Origin of the sequence: Roseobacter sp. EG26, from assembly GCF_049830555.1 — a bacterium.
Classification (GTDB): domain Bacteria; phylum Pseudomonadota; class Alphaproteobacteria; order Rhodobacterales; family Rhodobacteraceae; genus Roseobacter.
In genome coordinates this window covers 176,156-197,673 of the sequence record NZ_JBNBLH010000007.1, presented here as the reverse complement: position 1 = coordinate 197,673, position 21,518 = coordinate 176,156, and the positions used below count along the sequence as shown (strand labels likewise).

Here is a 21,518-nt window from a genome sequence, read left to right as displayed (position 1 = left end):
ACTGGCGGCACACCGATCAAGGCATGCCGCCACCAGCGAAACTATTGTTTACTCAGAACGCGCCCCACCCTTGTGGTGCTTTCTCATCTTGGCAATTGCCGCATCGAACTCGGCTTTGGTCACAGCGCCATCTCCGTCCTTATCCGCCCGTTGGAAACGGCGCTCCGCGCGACCGGGACTTTCCAACTCCTCGGTCGAAATCTTGCCATCTTCATCCGCATCCAGACGATTCATCATTCGGCTTGCGCGCTGCTTTGCGCGCTCACTGGCCGCCGCCTCGATTTCTGGCAAGGTCAAAAACCCATCGCCATCCGCATCAACCTTGGCCAGACGTGCGGCACCATGTGCCTGCATCTCTTCAAGAGTGACCCGCCCGTCGCCATCGCTATCGAGGGTCTCGAAATCGATGGGCGCGCCATGGCGATCACCTTTTGCAAAGGCCGATCCAGCCGCCAGACTTATGGAAGTTGCTGCAATCAAAGCGATAAATACTGTATTCTTCATGGTACTACTCCTAACCGTTACGTCCCTTTGGGAACCCGTTTTTTGGGCCCGGACATTCCTTGAACGTGCAGCGCAGCAATTTCCGTCGAATTTATTTTCCATTTTCGCGACATCCCGCCGCAGCGACAGGACAGCACCTTTTAATTGCCATCCTAAAGGCGCATGTAGAAGCCACTCCAAAGGATGTGAGCAATGACAGATACCGCCCAAGTGCCTTCCGGGCTGACCCACGCACCAGCGCCCAGCGTCACCGAGACAGAGGAACGTGATACCAAACGTTCCATTCTGCGCGGCTGGCGTCGCAAGTGCCCAAACTGCGGAAGCGGCCCTCTTTTGAAGTCCTATCTGAAGGTCAATGATACTTGCTCGGTTTGCCGCGAGGAGCTCTTTCATCACCGCGCTGACGACGGGCCCGCTTACCTGACGATCTTTCTGGTCGGGCATCTGATGGCGCCGCTGCTGCATTTCGCTTTCGTGAAATGGCGCCCCGAACCGCTTACACTCTTCACCATTTTTGCGGTTGGCTGCGTCGGCTTATCGCTCTACCTTCTGCCCAGGTTGAAGGGAGCCATTGTCGGCTACCAATGGGCGCGCGGTATGGGTGGCTTTGGCAAGCCAGACTGATCCGGCGTCCCCGCCAGAACAGGTTGGAACATGCCAGCAAACTCCAGTGAAGACAAAACGGCCATTCGGGACGCAGCAACGATCATAGCCCTGCGCGACCGACACAGCAAACCGCGCATCCTCATGGGTCAACGCGGTGCCAAAGCAGCGTTCATGCCGAACAAGTTTGTTTTCCCGGGTGGTGCTGTCGACCCGGAAGACCGGCACATTCCGCTTGAGGGCTCTCTTCCGGACCTGTGCAACCAACGGCTGACCGAAGACGCCGATGCCGGGATGGCGCACGCCTTGTGTATCGCCGCCATTCGCGAACTGTGGGAGGAGACAGGCCTTGTGCTCGGGAACAAAGGCCCCTGGTCGGGACCTGTTCCATCAGAGTGGCAGGATTACGCCCGAACCGGCCACGTACCCTCAGCCACGACCCTGCAGTTTGTTTTCCGGGCGTTGACCCCTCCGGGACGGCCCCGGCGTTTTGATGCGCGGTTTTTTCTGGTTGATGCCGATGCCATCTCGGGTGATCTGGATGATTTTTCAGCCGCATCTGACGAGCTTTCTCACCTGCAATGGGTGCCCCTCCAAGACGTCAGGGGCTTTGATATGCCCTTCATCACCGAAGTGGTCCTCTCCGAGATCGAAGCCCGGGTGACAAGATCTGCGCCACCGGAAAGCGTACCTTTCTTCAAAAACGATGACGAAGAGAGCCTCTTCTTGCGTCTGCGCGGCGTGCCCGGACCCTCTTAAGACATCGCATTTAACGCCGCCCGGGATCAGACCACCAGAATCAACGTCAGGATCGATACGCATAATACGGCCATACCTGCCAGTTCTCGCTTGCTCGGTCTTTCTTTGAACAGCAAGACCGATGCCAACAAACTCAGGATCAGTTCAACCTGGCCAACGGCCTTGACGTAGGCGGCAGTTTGCAAGGTGAAGGCAATAAACCAGCCCATTGAGCCCCCCATTGACATCAATCCGATCCAGCCTGCGACACGGCGCGCGCGCCAGACCGCGTTGATCTGCCCCGGGTCTCGTTGCATCAACCAGAGCGCCATGCCCAACATTTGGGCACCGGTGACCGCAGACAGGGTGACACTGGCTCGTACGATCGGGTCGAACGCGTCGATTTCCAGTGACGCGCCCCGATAACAAACCGCTGAAACGGCAAAAAGAACGCCCGAAGAAAGCCCCAGACCTACGCTGCTGTTCCACATCGAGGCCCACCCCCAACCGGTGACGCCCGGTGGCGTTGACAGCAAAAGTACACCGATCAGCCCTAGGGAAATCGCACCGAACGCCAACCCGTGCACCCCTTCGCCGAGAAGGATCAGGCCGATCACGACGGATAGGATGACTTCGGTTTTCATCAAAGTGACACCCACCACGAAGTTACGTGATTTGAAGAGGGTCACCACGCATATGGTTGCCACGACCTGCGCCAGCCCGCCAGACATCGCATAAGCCCAGAAAGCTGGGCCCATTGATGGCAGGGCATGGTCGGTCAGCCGCAGATAAACAGCCGTCAGGATTGCAATCAGCGGTGCTGAATACAAAAACCGCGCGAATGTGGCACCTGTGGGCGAAAGCGTCGCCGTCGCCAGCACTTTTTGCAAAATGAAGCGCAGGGTTTGGAAAACCGCGGCCGCAAAGGTCACGATAACCCACAGATCCGGAGATAAAAAACTCATGGCTTCTCATGGACCAGATCAGCGCTGCCCGCCAGAGGCAACTGGTTCACAGTTTGGGGTCTGGATTTTCCGTGTGGCCGTCAACCGCAATGACCTGCCCTGAAACCAGCTGTGCCGCATCTGAGGCCAGGAAAACCGCCATGTTCGCGATATCATGCGCTTGCACAAATTTCTGCATCGAAGTGCCCTGGGCGTAACCCGCATAGACTTGGTCGCGTGTCATGCCCTTGGCAATTGCTTCCCGTTCGAGAACGCCCTCCATGCGTGGCCCTTCGACGGCGCCGGGACAGATGGCATTGGCGCGAATACCGTGTGGTCCCAACTCCATCGCCAGCGTTTTCATCAATCCAATCACCGCCCATTTGGCAGCCGAATAGGGCGCGCGGTTGGGATATCCATAGAGCCCCGCGGTTGATGAAGTCAGGATGATTGCACCAGACCCTTGCGCCTTCATGCGCGGTGCCGCATGTTTCGCCGCCAGAAAGGCCCCCTCGACATTGACGGACATGCAGGCGCGCCAGTCTTCAAGCGCAATGTGCTCGACCCGGGCAGTTGGACCGGCTATGCCCGCGTTGGCACACAGAACATCAATCTTCGCCATCTGTGATACAACTTCCTGCACCGCCATTTCATCCGTCACATCCGCCTGCAACCGGTGCCAATCTTCGGGGCAGGATGACAGCGCCGCGCTGTCTATATCCGTAACCCAGACCTCATAACCCGCTTGCGCGAAGCCCTCGCCCATCGCCCTGCCGATGCCAGACGCACCGGCGGTGACCAGAGCCCGTTTCATGGTCGCGCGCCCACCGATCGCCCGACACCCTCCGGCATGGGCAGCGTTGCCTGAGCCTCAGCAAACCGACGCAAGGCCCGATCTATTTCCGGACTGGCATCCGAGGGGCGGCGCGTCTCCAGACTGACGTGGAGCAGGAAATGCTCACCGGTCGCCAGCAGCCGGTCCCCTTCATACATCTCATGCCAGAGGTGCATCTTCTTGCCGCCGCCACTCAGCACGCGGGTGCGCACATCAATGATCGCCCCGGCATGCACTTCATCCAGATGCCTGATATGGGTCTCAGCCGTAAAATAACTGCCGCCGGATGCGATGTATTCGGCGTCGCATCCGATCAGTTCCATGAACCGATCCGTCGCATCGCCAAATGCCTGCAGGTATTTGGCTTCGTTCATGTGACCATTGTAGTCGGTCCAGTCGAGCGGCACCGCGCGATGTATCGTCAACACAGGCGCTGATGGATCAGAGACCTCCACCGCACTCTGGCCCAATACCGAACGGGCACGGATGCTCTTTTCCTGAGCTTCCAGAAGCGCACCGGCCCCCCAGTTCTGTGCTTTTAGCGCGCGCATCATCGCAACAAGGTTGTTGTCACGGATGCGCTCCAGCTCCCGGATTGAATGGTGACCGGATTGTACATCAGACTGGCCCGCGATCAAATCCACGAGCTCATCTGTAAACTCTGGAACATCCATCAACTTGGTCCAGGGCCATTTCAACGCCGGTCCGAATTGCGCCATGAAATGCTTCATTCCCGCTTCGCCGCCGGCCACGCGGTAGGTCTCAAAGAGACCCATCTGCGCCCAGCGGATACCAAACCCATAGCGGATCGCATCATCGATCTCTTCGGTGGTGGCGATGCCGTCTTTGACCAGCCACAAGGCTTCACGCCACACAGCTTCCAGAAACCTGTCAGCGACATGGGCGTCTATCTCTTTCTTCAGGTGCAAAGGATGCATGCCCAGATCGACGAGGATACCCTTTGCGATGTCCACGATCCCGGCATCAGATTGCGCTGTCGTGACCACTTCGACCAGAGGCAACAGGTAGACGGGGTTGAAAGGGTGGCAAACCATGATCTGCCCCGGCTCTCTCGCATTCTGCAGCAACTCGGACGGTTTGAAACCAGATGTCGAAGATCCGATCACGGCCGCTGCGGCGCAAGAAGCCTGAATCTCCGCGAAGGCCGCATGCTTGACATCCAGTCTCTCCGGGACACTTTCCTGTATCCACGTCGCGCCCTTCACAGCATCGGCGATCGTTTCATGAAACGACAAGGTGCCTTCGGGCGGCAGGGCAACATCCAGAAGGCCCGGCAGCGAACGCCGTGCATTGGCCAGAACTTCGCCAATCTTGCGCTGCGCCTCCGGGTCGGGATCAAAAACGCGCACGTCCCAACCGTTCAGCAGAAAGCGCGCTGCCCAGCCACCGCCGATCACACCCCCGCCGATGATTGCCGCCGTCTGGGTCATGGTAAAGTCCTTCTCAGCTGACTGATATCCCAGCCATAAAATGCCAATACGTCGCGGGCCGCCGCAGCCCTGTCGCCCGGCGTGTCACTACCTCTGTTCAGAACCGCGCCAAAATCTCCGGCCACGGTACCGATGGCCGCTGTGCGGAAAGCTTCATCAACCCACATGACCACCAGCGTGTTTTCAGATCTGGCCGAGTCGCGCAGCACACCCGGGTCGCTCACAAAATAGATACCGGCCCGATCTGCGATCACATCACTGGTCAGTGTCAGGGTTTGACGCGCTGGATCATGGGAAAAGGCAACGGCGCCTTCGCGCCGCGGCGCAAAGCTGGCGACCAACACCCACTCACCAGCAAAATCCGCTGCGTTGAACCGCGTCGTTGCACCGATTGGGGCATCTACGTCACGATAGCTCGTAGGCCCCGATGCGCCAAAGGGGACACAGGCGGCAATCGAAACGGTCAGGCAAAGCGCCAAGCACGGCCCGACAGCACGCCTTCGCAACGCAGAGCGGCCTTTCTCCCGGAAAATGTTCATCATGCGACGGGGGCCTGCTTGATCAGCTTCAGCCTTTCGCGCACCTCGGCTGGACCAATGACCCTTGCGCCCATATTCTCGATCAGGGAATGCGCACGCTCAACCAGTTGCCAATTCTCGGCAAGAACACCTTTTTCAAGCCAGAGGTTGTCTTCGAGGCCCACGCGGACGTTTCCCCCTGCCAAAACGGCTGCGGCCACATAGGCCATCTGATTGCGCCCCAGCGAAAAGGCCGAAAAGGTCCAATCCGGCGGCACGTTGTTGACCATCGCCATGAGGGTATTGAGATCATTGGGGGCCCCCCAAGGGACCCCCATACATAACTGCACAAGCGCCGGCGCCTCCAGCACCCCATCTTCAACCAGTTGTTTTGCATACCACAAATGACCCGTGTCAAAGGCTTCTATTTCCGGTTTCACCCCCAGCTCCGTCATCATGCGGCCCATCGCAGACAACATACCCGGCGTATTGGTCATGACATAATCAGCTTCGGCGAAATTCATGGTTCCGCAATCGAGCGTGCAAATCTCCGGCAAACACTCGGCCACATGTGCCACCCGTGCACTTGCACCGATCATATCCGTGCCATCGGTTTTGAGCGGGAGGGGGTTCTCGACATCCCCAAAAATCATGTCTCCCCCCATACCTGCAGTCAGGTTCAGGACAACGTCGACGTCAGCGTCGCGAATCCGATCCGTCACTTCGCGGTAATAGGTCAGTTTGCGGCTGGGCGCCCCGGTTTCAGGGTCTCGGACATGGCAGTGGACAATCGCAGCTCCCGCCTTGGCGGCAGCAATCGCGCTATCAGCAATTTGTTTCGGGGACCGGGGCACATGTGAACTGCGATCCTGCGTGCTACCTGAACCGGTGACCGCACAGGTGATAAATACCTCATTGTTCATATTCAGTGGCATGACTGTCTCCCTTGTATTGACTCAAAAAGTGGCGCAAAAGGCGCCACCACACTTGTTCTAATGCGAAAAACTATTGATGAAATTCGCAAATAACCTTCATGCCACTGTTTTGGTTCTGGATGAAACCAACACATTGTCCTTTGCCGCCGCCGTTGATCCCATGCGCGCCGCAAATCGCCAGGCGGGCGCCAAGCTTTTTCAATGGCGGTTTGCAACACCCAATACGTCAGATGTGGTTTTGACCAGTGGTCTTGCCGTGTCGGCTAGCCCCCTGCATCTTGTCGATCATTGCGACGTACTTCTTGTCGTGGCGGGATTTGATCTTGAACGACAGGCCACCCCCGCGCTGCTCGCCGGATTACGACGTTTGGCAAAAACGTCAAAGCTGGTCGCTGGAATTGATGGGGGCCCGTGGATCATGGCGTGCGCCGGGTTGCTGGATAATCACATGGCCACGACGCATTGGGAGGATCTCGACGCCTTCGCCCGAACTTTCCCCAATGTAGCGGTGTCGGATGCCCGTTTTGTCGTCAGCGGGAACCGGTTGACCAGTGGGGGCGCGGCCCCCGCCATAGACATGATGTTACATCTGATTTCGACACTCTTTGACGCGGCACTCGCTGACCGGGTCGCCGGCAGCTTTATTTACGATGCAAACGCATCATCGGTCCGCCCGCAGATGCGCAACCCCCTGCGCAAGCGACATTCCCCTTTGACAGCACGCGCTGACGAGATCATGCAATCCCATCTCGAAGACCCCGTCAGCATCGAAGAAATCACACGGCGATTGGGTGTAAGTGCGCGCGCCCTGCAACTTCAGTTCCGGAGCCAGCTCCGCACAACACCGCAAAAACACTATCTTGACCTGCGTTTGACCGAGGCGGACAGACTGGTGACCCAAACCACAACAGCCCTTCAGGAAGTGGCCCTGAGAAGCGGCTTCGCGTCGCAATCAAGTTTCGCCCACGCTTACGCGCGGCGATTTGGCAAGTCGGCATCCGCGAGACGGAAACAACTTCAATAGGGCATTGGGTGCGCCCGATGTGCTGCGTCAACCTCGGCAGTTACTTCATCCCCCAGAGACAGATCAGCCGCGCCCAGACTTACCTCCAGTTGATCCATTGTCGTTGCGCCGAAAATGACCGAGCCCATGAAAGGACGGCTCTTGCACCACGCCAAAGCCATCTGGATAGGATCGAGATCATGACGCGCCGCAATTTCCAGATAGGCGGAAACAGCATCGAAAGCCCGGTCCGTTTTACGCCCCCCAAGATCATCGTTCAGCGTCATGCGCGATTTGGGCGGGACTGCGCCCTCTTGATACTTGCCCGTCAGCAACCCCGCAGCCAAAGGCGAAAATGCCAAAAGAGACACCTCCTCCTGGACACTCATTTCGGCCATGTCGGTATCATAAAGACGGCACAGCAAGGAGTATTCGTTTTGAACCGACGCAACCCGTGGCCCGCCGGTCCGTTCTGACGCCTCAAGCCATTTTGTTGTGCCCCAGGCGCTTTCGTTGCTCAGGCCGAAGGAGCGGATTGTACCCCTGGAAACCTCATCCTGAAGTGCGCCCAGCGCATCATCCATATGCTGCTTGGTATCAAGCATGAGTTGACCCGAGGGGTCATATGTCCAGTTCTTGCGAAACATGTAGCTGCCCCGGTTGGGCCAATGGAACTGGTACAAATCAATGTAGTCGGTTTTCAGCCTGCGCAATGACCCCTCTACCGCCTCGGGTATCGTCTGTAACGAAATCGGCGCGCCATCGCGAACGATTGCAAGACCCTCGCCGGAATGTTTGGTCGCCAGAACGACCTCATCCCGGCGCATGTCGCGTTCAAACCAAAGCCCAATGATCCTCTCTGTACGCCCGACAGTCTCCGCACTGACCGGATTGACGGGATACATCTCGGCTGTGTCGATAAAATTGATACCCGCATCAAGAGCTCTGTCGATTTGGGCGTGCCCCTCTTCGGCTGTGTTCTGAGTGCCCCAGGTCATCGACCCCAGGCACAGCTCAGAAACCTCGATATTGGTGCGGCCCAATCGATTCATCTTCATTGCGGAAATTTCCTTTTGTATCTGGCGCAACTCTAGCCTGTCGCCAGCGCGCTGCAAGCAGGTTTGAAAATCGGGCGAACGCGCCAGATACGCAAAACAGATGCCCCAAATAGGGGCAGCTTCACCCTGCAGGAAATGGAGCAAAACTGGCAATGTGCCGCGCCCAAATTCCCGAATGCAGATCAAGACCGCGTGAACATATTGGTAACCAACCGCAAAATCATATCTAAGGGGAACTCATAGGAGTCACCTCGCCATGTCGTTATTGATTTCCCGCCGTCTGCTTGTTGCTTCAGGTTTGGCGGCGTGGGCAACCTCGGGGTTTGCCGCACCACGGCGATACGATCTGGTGCCCGGCCGGTCTCGTGTCGCGTTCATTTTCAATGTAAGCGGGACACAACAAACCGGAACTGTGCCCGTGCAAAGTGCCGACATCCGTGTCGATCCCGGTAACCTTGCAGCCTCCAGCGCCAATGTTACTTCGGATATTCGCTTGGCAAAGACCGGTATGCTCTTCGTCACTCAGGCACTCCTCAGCGCATCCGTGCTTGACGCCGACACCCATCCCTTGGTGCGATACGAATCCACCAAGATCATATTGGGCCAATCAGGTCGTATTTCGGAAGGTGCTAGAATTGACGGCCGCTTGACCCTGAGGGGCATCACGCGGCCTTTGCAATTGGCCGCGACGTTGACGCGTCCTGCCGGGTCCGCAGCGAATGATCTGTCCATCCTGAACATACAACTGAACGGAACGCTAAGCCGTCGGGCATTCGGGGCTGTCGGATACCCAAAGCTTGTCGATGACCCGGTTGACCTCGATATCCGTGCAAAAATTCGAGCCCGGGGCTGAAAACGACCCATCTGATGTCGAATAACTGACAGGATAGCCCAGACAACTCGCTAGGTTGGGCGTGTCATGCGTTTGCTTATCTCCTTTGCCGCCCTGTTTCTCTCGGTCCTGCTTTTGCAGCTGTCGTCAGGTGGCGTTGGCCCACTGGATGCCTTGTCCGGTCTCAAACTGGAATTTTCGAAAAAAGAAATCGGCCTGCTGGGATCCGCTCATTTCCTTGGTTTTTTCATCGGGTGTTGGTGGGCGCCGCGCCTGATGGGCAGTGTCGGGCATTCCCGCGCTTTTGCAGCATTCACGGCCGCCGGCGCGATCGGACTGATGAGCCACATGCTCATTATCGACCCCTACGCCTGGGCTCTCATGCGCGTCGCATCGGGGATCTGTGTCGCGGGATGCTATACCGTCATCGAGGCCTGGCTACAGGCAAAGGTCACAAATCAGACGCGTGGGCGCACGATGGGTGTTTACCGCGTCGTCGACATGACCGGTTCCATGGCCGCCCAACTGATTATCGGGGTTCTCGAACCGGCCAGCTACGTATCCTACAATTTGCTTGCGATTGTCTGTTGTGCTGCTCTTTTGCCGCTGACGCTGACCACCGTGCGGCAACCTGAAACACCGGCGTCACCGCGATTGCGCCCGCGTCTCGCCTATGATCGCTCGCCGCTGGCGGCTGCTGGCGTACTTGCCGCGGCACTGTCCTCCGCTTCTTTTCGAATGGTCGGGCCGGTTTATGGTCAGGAGGTTGGCCTTAGCATAGATCAGATCGCGTATTTCATGGCCTCCTTCGTTTTGGGCGGTGCCTTGGCGCAGTACCCCGTGGGCTGGCTGGCCGATAAATTTGACCGTCGCTGGGTGCTGATTTGGCTCTCGATAGCCGCCATTGCCAGTTCGACCATTACAATTTTCGCCTCTGGTCTGGGCACAACGGGCGTTATGTTAACTGCTGGCCTCTTTGGCTTGACCACATTCCCGATCTATTCAGTGGCCGCATCCCACGCACATGATTTTGCAAGCGACGCAGAACGGGTGGAGCTTTCCGCCGCGTTGATGTTCTATTTCGCATTGGGCGCGATTGCAGCACCCTATTTCGCCTCGTACCTGATTGATGCTTTTGGGCCCAAGGCACTGTTCATCATGATTGCTGGAGGGCATGTCCTGCTCGTCGCATTCGGTCTGACACGCATGCGGGTACGTCCGTCGCCCGCAGATCGCACACGCTACACCTACGCACCACGGACCTCCTTTACCATCGGGCGGCTCATGCGGCGTAGCCGGGCGAATTCACAAGATTAATATTCCCCTTTGCTGCGCTATGAAAACTGGCCCTTGGCGCAAACCTAAGGTACAGGGGATCAAATTCCGCGATCAAAAAGGCTTTGCCATGGCACGCCATCTCATCACTTCAGCCATTCCCTATATCAACGGCATCAAACATTTGGGAAATTTGATTGGAAGCCAATTACCGGCCGATCTCTTTGCACGCTACCTGCGCGCGCGCGGGCACGAAGTGCTCTTTTTGTGTGCGACAGACGAGCACGGAACGCCCGCTGAACTCGCCGCGGCCAAAGCCGCTAAACCTGTCGCAGAGTATTGCGCTGAAATGCATGCAGTTCAGGCCAGAATCGCCGAAGGCTTTCGCCTGTCATTTGACCATTTTGGGCGATCCTCCAGCCCACAAAACCATGCTCTGACACAGCATTTCGCAGGACGGCTCGCCGATGCCGGGTTGATCGGTGAGGTAAGCGAAAAACAGGTCTACTCGATCACGGACGGTCGGTTTTTACCAGATCGCTACATAGAAGGCACTTGCCCGAATTGTGGGTATGATAAAGCACGCGGCGACCAGTGCGAAAACTGCACCAAGCAGCTTGATCCAACCGACCTGATTGATGCACGATCTGCGGTTTCGGGATCTACAGATCTGGAAGTGCGGGAAACAAAACATCTTTATTTGCGACAATCGGAGTTGAAGGACGAACTGGACGCTTGGATCGATTCCAAGACGGAATGGCCAATCCTTACGACTTCAATTGCCAAAAAGTGGCTGCATGATGGCGACGGGCTGCGAGACCGCGGTATCACTCGTGATCTGGATTGGGGTATTCCAGTGCAAAGAGGAACCCAACCTTGGCCAGGCATGGAAGGCAAGGTGTTCTATGTGTGGTTTGATGCTCCCATCGAATACATCGCTTGCGCCAGCGAATGGGCTGCAGCAAATGGGTTGACAGACGCCGAATGGCAGCGCTGGTGGAGAACCGACAAAGGTGCTGAAGATGTCCGCTACACACAATTTATGGGTAAAGATAACGTTCCTTTTCATACATTGAGCTTTCCGGCGACCTTGATTGGATCTGGTGAGAATTGGAAGATGGTCGACCACCTCAAATCCTTCAACTATCTGAACTATGATGGGGGTCAGTTTTCAACATCGCAGGGCCGCGGTGTATTCATGGATCAGGCTCTTGAATTGCTTCCGGCTGATTACTGGCGTTGGTGGTTGCTCAGCCATGCCCCAGAAAGTAGCGATTCAGAATTCACTTGGGAAATTTTTCAATCCTCCGTCAATAAAGATCTCGCCGATGTTCTTGGCAATTTTGTCAGCAGGATCACAAAGTTCTGCCGTTCAAAATTCGGCGAAGAAGTACCTCAGGGCGGGGCCTATGGGGAGATAGAGACAAATCTGATTGACGATCTTTCCGAGCGCGTCGACCGATACGCCCGGCACATGGAGAAAATGGAAGTGCGAAAATCCGCTCAGGAACTTCGAGCGATTTGGGCATGTGGAAACGAATATCTTCAGACCGTCGCTCCTTGGACCACCTTCAAGACAAATCCGGAGCGCGCCGCAATGCAAACCAGATTGGGTTTGAATTTGGCCCATCTCTATGCGGTGCTATCTGAACCTTATCTTCCGGACACCACAGACCGCGTTCTCGCCAGCCTCAATGTCGAAAAGACTTCTTGGCCGGAGGATATAGCAGAGTTTTTGCAGCGCCTTTCGAGTGGTCATTCATTCCAAACCCCGGAAGTTCTGTTTGCAAAAATCACTGATGAGCAACGCGAAGACTGGCAGCGTAAATTTTCGGGAACGAGGAATCCTTAGCGCCGCGAACTTCTGCAAGCGCTTTTAAAATTCCTCCCAACCGGTATCCAAGTCGATATTTTCGTCAGCCTTCAAGGCAACGTTCCCGACGACCAAGCCCTCTGGCGTACTTGTTTTTTCGGGGGTTTCTACTTCTCCGCGCTCAGGGGAAGAGGGGGCGGCACTAACCACCTGTGAGAGGTCCAAACGGAACCGGGCGACTGCCGCTGCCAGCGCATCGGCTTCAGAGGTCAGCGCATGACTTGCCGCCGTTGTTTCTTCAAACATTGCCGCGTTTTGCTGGGTGACATGGTCCAATTCATTTACTGCGGTGTTGATTTCGTTCAAACCCGCTGATTGCTCGCGCGCGGACGCAGCAATGTTAGAAACCCGCTTAGAAATTTCTGATACCGATGTCACGATCGAAGCTAAGGCTGCGCCTGTTTTGTCAACCAAATCAACACCCTTCTCAACCTGATCTCCCGAACTTGAAATGAGTGCATTGATCTCTCGTGCAGCATCAGATGACCGCTGTGCCAAAGCGCGCACTTCCGTGGCCACGACCGCAAAGCCGCGCCCGGCCTCCCCGGCACGCGCTGCTTCGACACCAGCGTTCAATGCCAAAAGGTTGGTCTGGAATGCGATATCGTCGATAACCGTCGTAATCTTCGAAATCTCCTGGGACGAGGTTTTGATCTCGTCCATTGCATCGACAGCTTGTCTTGCGACCTCGCCGCCTTTCTCAGCATTCGACTGTGCATCTGCTGACATTGAGGATGCTTCGTCCGCACCTTCAGCTGCGGATCTGACGGAGCTTGTCAATTCATCCAGTGCTGCTGCGGTTTCTTCAAGAGTTGCAGCCTGTTTTTCTGTCCGTCTGGACAGATCGTCTGCTGCCGAAGTAATTTCACTGGTCTCATTTCGGATGGCATCCGAATTCTGCATGACTGCGGCCACCGCCTCTTTCAATGCAGCGACTGCGGCATTGAAATCTGCGCGGAGTTTTTCGTAATCTTCTGGAAATACTGACGTAATCTCGCTTGTCAAATCCCCCTCCGACAAACTTTGCAGACCAATTCCAAGCGCACTCACAACACTTTGCTGCTCCTCGGCCACACGCGCTTTTTCCGCTTCCGCCATTTCCTCGGATTCTGCGATTTTCGTCACATCCGTGCCGAGGAATATTGCACTTTCCACCTGGCCACCCGGAGTCATGACAGCGGAGAAGCTACCTTCTACAACCAAATCACTTTCTCCAGAAGCGTCTTTTACATCAAATCGACCAAAAACGGGTGCGCCACTCAATACTTCCGAACAAAGATCGGAGGCATTTTGGGAACCATCCGCAACACCCATGAAGAGATCACGCAAATTGATTGTCGAATACTCACCAGTCTGAAGTCCCAGAATGGCTTCCACGTTCCCATTGGCACCAACCAATTTGCCATCCGCATCGAATTCAATGCGCAACTGATTTTCATCAATGGTTTTCAACACCGCTGCATTGCGAGCCGCCTCCGACTGATCCGCCCATTCTATGACGGCCCCGATTGTCGCGCCCGTTTCATTCAGTGCCGCGTTGATATTGATTTCGACAAGCGCACCGCCAATTTTGGCAATGTGGGAAACCGGAAGAATATCGAAGCCCTCGCTCTTTATTCTGTCGGCCAAAACCTGCAATTCATCAAAATTGGAAATATTGGCCCCAAGAACATTCCCGTTTTCCAAATCCGGCCAACCCTTCTTGAGATCTTCCGACAATGTGTCGCACAATGACTGGCACGCCGGATTGATAAACAGAATGGAGAGTGTTTCATCCACCATCATCATGGGTGCAGCAGATCCGACAAATGCCGCACTTTTAAACGCACTTTCGCGCTCGGCCTCTTTGGCAAGCGACAGCGTTTCCCGAAACATGTCCAAGCTCCGCGCCATCTGACCAACCTCATCGCCGCGACCGGTGAAGGGAACTTCCGTATCATATTGTGCGTCGGCGATGGCCCCCATCGAGCCTTTAATGCGCACAAGCGGTTGCGAAATCTGGCTGCGCAGGAAGTAGGCCGACAGCGCAACCGCCACCAGCATTACGACAAAGCCCGCACCCAAAGCCTTCCTTTCCATTTCAGCCAAATGCGCCAGTTGGTGCGTTTTGGTCCATCCCGTGACAACCACTCCCGCGATCTCGTTGGCATCACCAAACACAACCGGATACGCTGTCATCAACCCATCTTCGGAAAGGGTTGCCTCCTCTGTTTCAAGGGCGGTTTGGGCCAGCGCCTGAGCCCTCTCAACTGAAAATTCCGCGGATTCCCGACTAAAGAGCACAGCACCGTTGTACCGAACAACCAGACCTCCTACCGCGTCGGGCTGCGCAGCATCCAGCACGCCGCTAACGAGGCTTTCCACCGCGACAGCATTGCCAAACTTGATGGCTCCGCCCAGTTGCATGGCCATCAACCCAGTGACTTCGCCAGCACGAACACCAAGCGTATTGCTGGTCAGCTCCTTTGTCATGCGACTTTCTATGAAGGAAACCGACGCTACCACTGAAATCACGCAGACCACCACCATAAGAACACATTTAGCGAACAGGCTGTTAACAGCGTTTTGCAGATTTCCGGAGCGGCTCAGAAGCGACATCGAAGAGTCCTCTTATGTGTAAATGGACGGCACCTACGGGAGCGGCGGCTAATGCGTGCCGTCTTGGATGCTCATTGCTTACAAGTCAGGTCTTACAGAGCCCTTAACATTCGGCTTTCCAATCCTGCCATTCATCCGACTGACACCAACGATCGAGGCCCGAGGTGCGGCGCACCTGCGTCCTCAGGTCAATGATCGACAAAAATCTTCAGGGACTCCGGAAAGTGGTCTAGCAAAGCGGCAAACAAGCTGCCAACCTTCGAAAACAGGCCCTGAAATCAACAGTTGTGAACATTTTGAATGTCGAGACGCACCACTGAAGAAAACAATGACAGGGTTCTCGAACGGGAACTGAACGCCGTCGAAATCGAGGGGGCAAAGATACTTGAGGCCGTAAAGATCACCAGAGGAGACCAGCGCTATGCGCGGATTCTCTTTGAAACCGGCACGGCGCCTGAAGGGATTTCGCCCTCATCAACAGACAAGAACTGGATATTGCGCAACTACGGTGGCGCACCGGTTCTCGACATCGAGATCGACCCGCTGCAAGAAACCACGACACTTGAGGTCCGTGGCCAAAACCACGACATCACGCTTCACCAGGGTGAAGGAGCACTATTTGCCGATCTGAACGTTGTGGTTGCGGTCCGGAATGGGGAAACCGTCGAGGCCGCGGCCGATTGGCTCCGCTATCATGTTTCACAACATGGCATGGACGGGGCCGTTATTCTCGACCAAAACCCATCGAAAGATAACCGGGGGTTTGTTCGGAGTCTAAACAAAAAAGCTCATAAAATTGCCGGACTGAAGCGACTTGTCATTCTTCATTGCAGCGTTCCCTTGGGCAAGGCGGGCCTGCCTGCGGAAGCACACCCGTTCAACGCCCCCAGGGCACCCGGCAAAGATCGGATGGAAATCCCCCCGGAAGACCCGTGGCGTGCGCCTCTCGGCGAATACCTGATTTACGAGATCATCAGGGCGCGTTTTTTGTCGCGCGCGCGCGCCGTTGCGAACATCGACCTTTTCGACCTTCTGGCTCGGGAAGGTGGAAAATCTATTTTTGACAGCGCTGTTGAAGCGCCGAGCGGCTGTATCCCCCTTGAAGGCGTCCAGGCATATCCCTGGCGGGTACGGAAGGGGGCGCAACCCAGGTTTGCGGATCACATCTGTACACAATTTGACACGACCGAAATTCGGCGACGCTGGTGCCTTGCACCGAACAAAGCACCCGGTGATTGCATCTGGCGTCTGATCAGGGTGGTTGGTGTCGAACCGGACACCAAGGCGCGCAGGCGCTTTTACCGGTGCATGGCATTGCGTCATCCCTCGGCGTCAATTTCAAAAATAGTCCCAAAAACCAGCCTGATCGAATCCCCTGAACTGATTGACCTGGTTCAGAACTATTTCAAGGCAAATCCGGTACGTATTCCCGAAGAGCGGCCCACCGACCGGAAAAATAAAGCGCCAAAGACAACCATTGTCACGACCATGAAAAATGAAGGGCCCTTCATCATCGAATGGCTGGCCTATCACCGGATGATCGGAGTGGATGATTTTCTGGTCTACACAAACGATTGTACAGACGGCACTGACACTCTGCTGCAATTGCTCGAAACAAAAGGCTTCGTGCAGCATCGGGAAAACCCCTTCAAGACGACGGATCTGAAACCGCAGCACGCAGCCCTTCGAGCTGCGGATGATGAACCGATTATCCGCAACGCCGACTGGGTGGTGTGCATGGACGTTGATGAATTCATCAACATCAAATGCGGCGCCGGCCGGTTGCCAGATCTCTTCGATGCGATTGGCGATGCCAACATGATTTCAATGACCTGGCGACTATTTGGCAACAGCGACGTATGCGAATATGCCGACACGCCAATCATCGGTGAATTTGTCCGGTGCGCCCATGAGCTCACCCGCAAGCCGCACCAAGCGTGGGGTTTCAAGACGCTGTTTCGCAACGATGGGATATTTAAGAAACTGGGCGTGCACAGACCTAAGGGCCTAAAGCCTCAACTTTGGGAAGAAATCAGCTGGGTCAACGGCTCCGGCACCCCCATGCCGCGAGACATGTTTCGCAACGGCTGGCGGTCATCTATGGACACTTTTGGCTATGATCTGGTTCAACTCAACCATTACGCGGTGCGCAGCGCAGAGAGTTTTCTGGTGAAGCGGGATCGGGGCCGCGTAAATCATGTTGATCGCGATCAGGGGCTTTCTTACTGGTTCAGAATGAACAACAACGCCGAAGAAGAGCGTTCCATCCAGCGCATGATCCCTGCGCTGAAAGCGGAAATGTCAAAGCTTCTGAAGGATCCCGAGATTGCCGCCGCTCATGCGTATTCCGTCAACAAACACCGAGAGAAAATTGAAGAGTTGAAGAAACAACCAGAATTCCTATCTCTTTTTCAGGAGCTTACAGGAACCAAGTTGAAGCATCTGTCGCGCATGCACGCGCATTTCGGTGCGAATGTGTTTCTGAACGGCCCCGGTGTCATTCCGGATGAAATTGCACAGAAAAACCCCGGTGACGACTTCTGGTTCAGCGTCGAAAAAGGCAAAACCACTCACTGAAACAATGTGGATGCAACGGAGGAGAACCGAGACCCCGCATTGACAGAGTCTGGGTCTGCCAGCAAAGTAAAACAAAAAAAATTCAGCTGAATAGCTGTTGTATATTGGGTCTGAGAGCGAGCGGCCATGTCACTTCCAACGATCGGAACACTCTGGGTCGGGAAAGAGCTAAGCTGGCTGGAACAGCTTTGCCTGAAATCCTTTCTGGATCATGGCCATGACGTGGTGCTGTTTACCTATGATGACGTCGAAGGTGTCCCCGATGGCGCCAGGATTGCGGATGCAAATGAGATTTTGCCCGCAGATCGCATCCTGCGTCACAAAAAAACCGGCAGCCCCGCATACCACGCAGATGTCTTTCGGCTGCACATGATGCAAAAGACGGATTTCATCTGGGCCGACACCGATGCATTCTGTTGCCAGCCGTGGGTTGTCGAAGGAAATCATTTTCATGGCTGGATTTCTGATGACAAACCCATTGTGAACAATGGTGTTCTAAGGTTGCCCAAATCCTCCCAAACCTTGGCAGCGATGTTGCGGTTCACTGATGATGAATTCCCGATCCCCCCCTGGTACAGCCCCGAAAAGCAGGCGGACCTACAGGATCGAAAGAACAAGGGACAGGGCGTACATGTCTCTTTGTTGCCTTGGGGGGTCTGGGGACCAGACGCGCTGACCTGGTTCCTACGGGAGACCGGAGAGGTCAGACATTCACAACCCGGTCACGTCATCTACCCCGTTCCGTTCAAACAGGCGGGCACGGTTCTGATCCCAAATCGCCTGAACAAGGCGCGCGGTTTTTTGAAAGCGGATACATTATCAATCCATTTTTGGGGCCGCCGATTTCGCAACGTAGCGGCAAAATACGGAGGTGTCCCAACCCCGGGCTGTTTGGTACATGAGTTGCTGCAAAAACATGAGATTGATCCTGTAAAGACGCAGCATCTCTTTGCCCCCGCCCCACAGAGCAAGACCGCTACCGTGCCGATCGATCCGAACGCCCTGGATTTTTCCATGTTCGGTACCCACGATGTTGCGAACATTCTGCTGCAACGATCTGAACTTGCAAATTCAAACCAGACGATAACCCGCTGGCTTGAAGGGGATGATGCCCCCCTGCTCGAACAGGCACAGGCTGATCGGGAACGTATACTGCGTGACGCCGTGGGTATTGCCGCACGCGAATGTAATCTTTTCATGCCATCACTTGATGAACGGCTGCCTCACCGTATCGCCGATATCGGCTGCGGCTATGCCTTTGCGGGGCTGGTACTGTACCGCACTTTCGGTTGTGATCTGGTTCTCATCGATATCGAGGAAGGTGAAGGACGCCGGTTCGGGCTACGCAGTAAGGCTGCTGGATATGCCGATCTCGCGACAGCGCGTGCCTTTCTGCAAGCGAACGGTGTTCCTGACCAAAAGATCACCACGGTAAACCCCAAGAAAGAAGATACGGATGACCTGGGCGATTTCGATCTGGTACTGAGCCTTGCATCTTGTGGATTTCACTATCCCGTAAAAACCTATGAAACCCTGTTCAGCGACCAAATCAGCGAGGGCGGCGCGATCGTTCTGGACATCCGCAAGGGGTCGGGAGGCATAGGTGCCATGAAATCCTTTGGCGCGGTTGAGGTTTTGGCAAAACACAGCAAATATTCCACCGTCATTACCCGCACTGGACAGACCCCTTGACCGAAATCCTAGAGACCCACGGGGTCAAAATTCCACTCGACAAGGGCGTTATCACACCGAAGATTGAACGCTCCATTCGAAAGAACCGATATGAACTTGATGAAGTGTCCGGCACGCCAAAGTTCATAAAGAGCGACGACCGGGTCATCGAGTTGGGCGCAGGTATTGGTTTCATCTCCTCCTTCCTGTCGGTTAATCTCGGTGTCCAGAACATCCTGTGTGTCGAGGCCGATCCCGCGCTTTGCGATTTCATCTCGGATGTGCACAAATTGAACGGGCTCTCAACAGCGCAGGTCCGCAACTGCATCGCTCTCAACGACGCCGGACAGGCAGGACCAGTCCCCTTCTTCGTGCGTGAGCAATTCTGGTCTTCCTCGATGGATAGCGACAGCCCTTATCAAAAATCTATCGACGTGCCGGGCATTCACCTGTCCAGGCTGATTCAGGATTTCCAGGCCAATACGCTGATTGTCGATATCGAGGGCGGTGAGCGAGATCTCTTTTCACCGGTTGACCTCACGGGAATCGACAAGGTTTATCTGGAAGTTCATACCCGGAAAATCAAACGGATCGGGATCAAGCAGTGTTTCGACGCTTTGTCGGACAATGGATTTGCCTATGATCAACAGGTTAGCAGCGGCGGCTCGGTCCTGTTCCGCCGCATTCCGAGATGGCAGCTGAAGCAGCATGCCGGGTAACCTCCTGGATATCAAATCGGTCCTTGCGGCGCTGGATCTCGATGACGTCGGACATGTTGCAGACATCAATGCGCGATCTGTTGAACTGGTCATTGCACTGCATCAGCGTTACGGCAGCACGATCGATGTCATCTGCCTGAACGACCGTGGTGCGTTTTCACATGCGCCCGTCGATCACCTTGAAGAGTACCTGGAGACACTTCAAAAAGCGGGCGTGGTAATGACCGCTGTTCGGATTGTCCAAGAGCCCGCAGCTCTCAAACAATACGATGTTCTAGCCTCTTTGGATGGGTTCGGCGCCAGAAGCCGAATTCGCAATCTCAAACCCGTCCTTGATGCGGCGCTGCATCCGTTGAGCCGTGTTATCGTTGAAATTCGTAAAGGCTCCGGCAGCTACCCGTTTCTCAACACCTATGGCAGCTGCAATACGCTTCTTTCACCGGATGCGGATCGCAACGGATTGGCCATCCTGTCGGTTGAACCACAGCAAATGGAACGCCCCGCCGAGACCTGGTCGCGGTTGGCAAAAGGCCTCGCTGGTCCGGACGGTTTTTATTCTGACCTGGGCGAGCATTCGTTTCTTTATGTGCCGCGCGGCGATACGCTGGTCGTCACTTTTGACAATCTCGATATCGCGATGACCAAACGCGAAGAGCGGCGACCCTGGGGGTATGATTTCATCGAAGCCAATGGCTGGTCGATGCTGGGGGTCATGGCCAATGGCTGGACGTGGTTTCGCGACGTGGAAGTAATCCAAAAATTTCTGGAACTCCGAGAGAGCGGGTTTTTCTCAGACTTCGCACGGGTGGTGTTTTATGGTGCCTCGATGGGCGGCTATGCAGCCGCCGCTTTTGCGGCGGCAGCCCCCGGCGCGACCGTATTTGCAATCAGCCCGCAGTCCACGCTCGACAAGTCCCTCGTCCCTTGGGAAATGCGATACCAGAAGGCCTGGGGCAGAGATTTCTCGGGCGATTTCGGGGATGCAGCTCTCTCCAGCCAAAGCGCCCGGGACGTCCATATCATGTTCGACCCCTATATCACCGCCGACGCGTCCCACGCCCGCCGTTTTACGGCAGACAATGTCACCTTCTGGCGGTGCCCTTTACTGGGACACCGTTTGGGCTCCTCGCTGTCGCAGATGGGCATTCTGCCACGCATTTCCACCGACGCCATCTCTGGCGAACTGACACGCCCGCAGTTTCACCGTCTTTTGCGCAAGCGCCATACGTTTCCACGCTTCCAACGTGAACTGGCAAATCTTGCTTTAGATCGCGGCCACCCCAATCTTGCCAAAATTACCTGCCAATATGTGTTACGCCAGCGGGATGATCCTTACTTCCAAAAAATGTTGGCACGAATTGAGGCAGCATGAGGCGATTGCGCG

The 21,518-nt window shown here is 55.5% G+C and carries 18 protein-coding genes and 1 pseudogene; 10 read left to right on the top strand and 9 right to left on the bottom strand.

Translation table 11 applies throughout. From position 1 onward, the window contains the following. Positions 1-48 precede the first annotated feature (48 nt). Complete coding sequence (locus tag ACOTTU_RS16800; RefSeq protein WP_425659725.1) at positions 49-504, bottom strand: EF-hand domain-containing protein; 456 nt, start codon at positions 502-504, stop codon at positions 49-51. Positions 505-696: 192 nt separating this feature from the next. Between ACOTTU_RS16800 and ACOTTU_RS16795 the strand changes: the two genes are divergently transcribed. Continuing rightward, positions 697-1,128 carry a DUF983 domain-containing protein gene (locus ACOTTU_RS16795; protein WP_298921324.1) on the top strand — a complete coding sequence of 144 codons (432 nt, stop codon included), beginning with the start codon at positions 697-699 and terminating at the stop codon, positions 1,126-1,128. 30 nt (positions 1,129-1,158) lie between these two features. Next, positions 1,159-1,866: an NUDIX hydrolase gene (locus ACOTTU_RS16790; protein WP_425659723.1), complete on the top strand. Its 708-nt coding sequence runs from the start codon at positions 1,159-1,161 to the stop codon at positions 1,864-1,866. A gap of 26 nt (positions 1,867-1,892) precedes the next feature. Here the strand turns inward: ACOTTU_RS16790 and ACOTTU_RS16785 are convergent, their stop codons facing one another. The 5 genes from ACOTTU_RS16785 to ACOTTU_RS16765 are packed head-to-tail and all read right to left on the bottom strand — an operon-like array spanning position 1,893 to position 6,528. Continuing rightward, the gene (locus tag ACOTTU_RS16785; RefSeq protein ID WP_425659721.1) at positions 1,893-2,810 is read right to left on the bottom strand and encodes an EamA family transporter; all 918 of its coding nucleotides are present in this window, start codon (positions 2,808-2,810) and stop codon (positions 1,893-1,895) included. A 46-nt stretch (positions 2,811-2,856) separates the two neighbouring features. Next, complete coding sequence (locus tag ACOTTU_RS16780; RefSeq protein ID WP_425659720.1) at positions 2,857-3,603, bottom strand: SDR family oxidoreductase; 747 nt, start codon at positions 3,601-3,603, stop codon at positions 2,857-2,859. Then, positions 3,600-5,075, bottom strand: a complete 1,476-nt coding sequence (locus ACOTTU_RS16775) for a carnitine 3-dehydrogenase (RefSeq protein ID WP_425659718.1) — start codon at positions 5,073-5,075, stop codon at positions 3,600-3,602. Before ACOTTU_RS16775 ends, ACOTTU_RS16780 begins: the two co-directional genes overlap by 4 nt. Next, complete coding sequence (locus ACOTTU_RS16770) at positions 5,072-5,617, bottom strand: hypothetical protein (RefSeq protein ID WP_425659717.1); 546 nt, start codon at positions 5,615-5,617, stop codon at positions 5,072-5,074. The genes ACOTTU_RS16775 and ACOTTU_RS16770 overlap by 4 nt, the downstream gene beginning before the upstream one ends. Then, entirely contained in the window at positions 5,614-6,528 is a 915-nt protein-coding gene (locus ACOTTU_RS16765) for a 3-keto-5-aminohexanoate cleavage protein (protein WP_425659715.1), read from the bottom strand. The genes ACOTTU_RS16770 and ACOTTU_RS16765 overlap by 4 nt, the downstream gene beginning before the upstream one ends. A 76-nt stretch (positions 6,529-6,604) precedes the next feature. Between ACOTTU_RS16765 and ACOTTU_RS16760 the strand changes: the two genes are divergently transcribed. Continuing rightward, positions 6,605-7,552: a GlxA family transcriptional regulator gene (locus tag ACOTTU_RS16760; RefSeq protein WP_425659713.1), complete on the top strand. Its 948-nt coding sequence runs from the start codon at positions 6,605-6,607 to the stop codon at positions 7,550-7,552. On the opposite strand, the gene ACOTTU_RS16755 is transcribed toward ACOTTU_RS16760, so the two are convergent. Beyond that, positions 7,546-8,589, bottom strand: a complete 1,044-nt coding sequence (locus ACOTTU_RS16755) for an aldo/keto reductase (RefSeq protein ID WP_425659712.1) — start codon at positions 8,587-8,589, stop codon at positions 7,546-7,548. The genes ACOTTU_RS16760 and ACOTTU_RS16755 overlap by 7 nt on opposite strands. Positions 8,590-8,845: 256 nt before the next feature. On the opposite strand from ACOTTU_RS16755, the gene ACOTTU_RS16750 reads away from it, so the two are divergent. The 3 genes from ACOTTU_RS16750 (at position 8,846) to metG (ending at position 12,548) form a co-directional block, all read left to right on the top strand. Continuing rightward, positions 8,846-9,442 (top strand): YceI family protein, encoded by a 597-nt coding sequence (locus ACOTTU_RS16750; protein WP_425659710.1) that lies wholly within the window; start codon positions 8,846-8,848, stop codon positions 9,440-9,442. Positions 9,443-9,508: 66 nt separating this feature from the next. Next, the gene (locus ACOTTU_RS16745; RefSeq protein WP_425659708.1) at positions 9,509-10,738 is read left to right on the top strand and encodes an MFS transporter; all 1,230 of its coding nucleotides are present in this window, start codon (positions 9,509-9,511) and stop codon (positions 10,736-10,738) included. An 88-nt stretch (positions 10,739-10,826) separates the two neighbouring features. Beyond that, positions 10,827-12,548 (top strand): methionine--tRNA ligase, encoded by a 1,722-nt coding sequence (metG, locus tag ACOTTU_RS16740; protein ID WP_425659866.1) that lies wholly within the window; start codon positions 10,827-10,829, stop codon positions 12,546-12,548. A 24-nt stretch (positions 12,549-12,572) separates the two neighbouring features. On the opposite strand, the gene ACOTTU_RS16735 is transcribed toward metG, so the two are convergent. Beyond that, on the bottom strand, positions 12,573-14,354 hold the full coding sequence (locus ACOTTU_RS16735; protein ID WP_425659865.1) for a methyl-accepting chemotaxis protein: 1,782 nt from the start codon (positions 14,352-14,354) through the stop codon (positions 12,573-12,575). A gap of 84 nt (positions 14,355-14,438) precedes the next feature. After that, positions 14,439-14,612, bottom strand: a pseudogene (locus ACOTTU_RS16730) (HAMP domain-containing protein); the annotation flags it as partial. Between the two features lie 855 nt (positions 14,613-15,467). Between ACOTTU_RS16730 and ACOTTU_RS16725 the strand changes: the two are divergent. The 4 genes from ACOTTU_RS16725 (at position 15,468) to ACOTTU_RS16710 (ending at position 21,506) form a co-directional block, all read left to right on the top strand. Continuing rightward, positions 15,468-17,744, top strand: coding sequence for a glycosyltransferase family 2 protein (locus tag ACOTTU_RS16725; RefSeq protein WP_425659706.1), 2,277 nt, complete (start codon positions 15,468-15,470; stop codon positions 17,742-17,744). A gap of 126 nt (positions 17,745-17,870) precedes the next feature. Beyond that, positions 17,871-19,436 (top strand): class I SAM-dependent methyltransferase, encoded by a 1,566-nt coding sequence (locus tag ACOTTU_RS16720; RefSeq protein WP_425659704.1) that lies wholly within the window; start codon positions 17,871-17,873, stop codon positions 19,434-19,436. Continuing rightward, positions 19,433-20,134 (top strand): FkbM family methyltransferase, encoded by a 702-nt coding sequence (locus ACOTTU_RS16715; protein WP_425659702.1) that lies wholly within the window; start codon positions 19,433-19,435, stop codon positions 20,132-20,134. Before ACOTTU_RS16720 ends, ACOTTU_RS16715 begins: the two co-directional genes overlap by 4 nt. Next, positions 20,124-21,506 carry a hypothetical protein gene (locus tag ACOTTU_RS16710; RefSeq protein ID WP_425659701.1) on the top strand — a complete coding sequence of 461 codons (1,383 nt, stop codon included), beginning with the start codon at positions 20,124-20,126 and terminating at the stop codon, positions 21,504-21,506. The genes ACOTTU_RS16715 and ACOTTU_RS16710 overlap by 11 nt, the downstream gene beginning before the upstream one ends. The last annotated feature ends 12 nt before the right edge of the window (positions 21,507-21,518 follow it).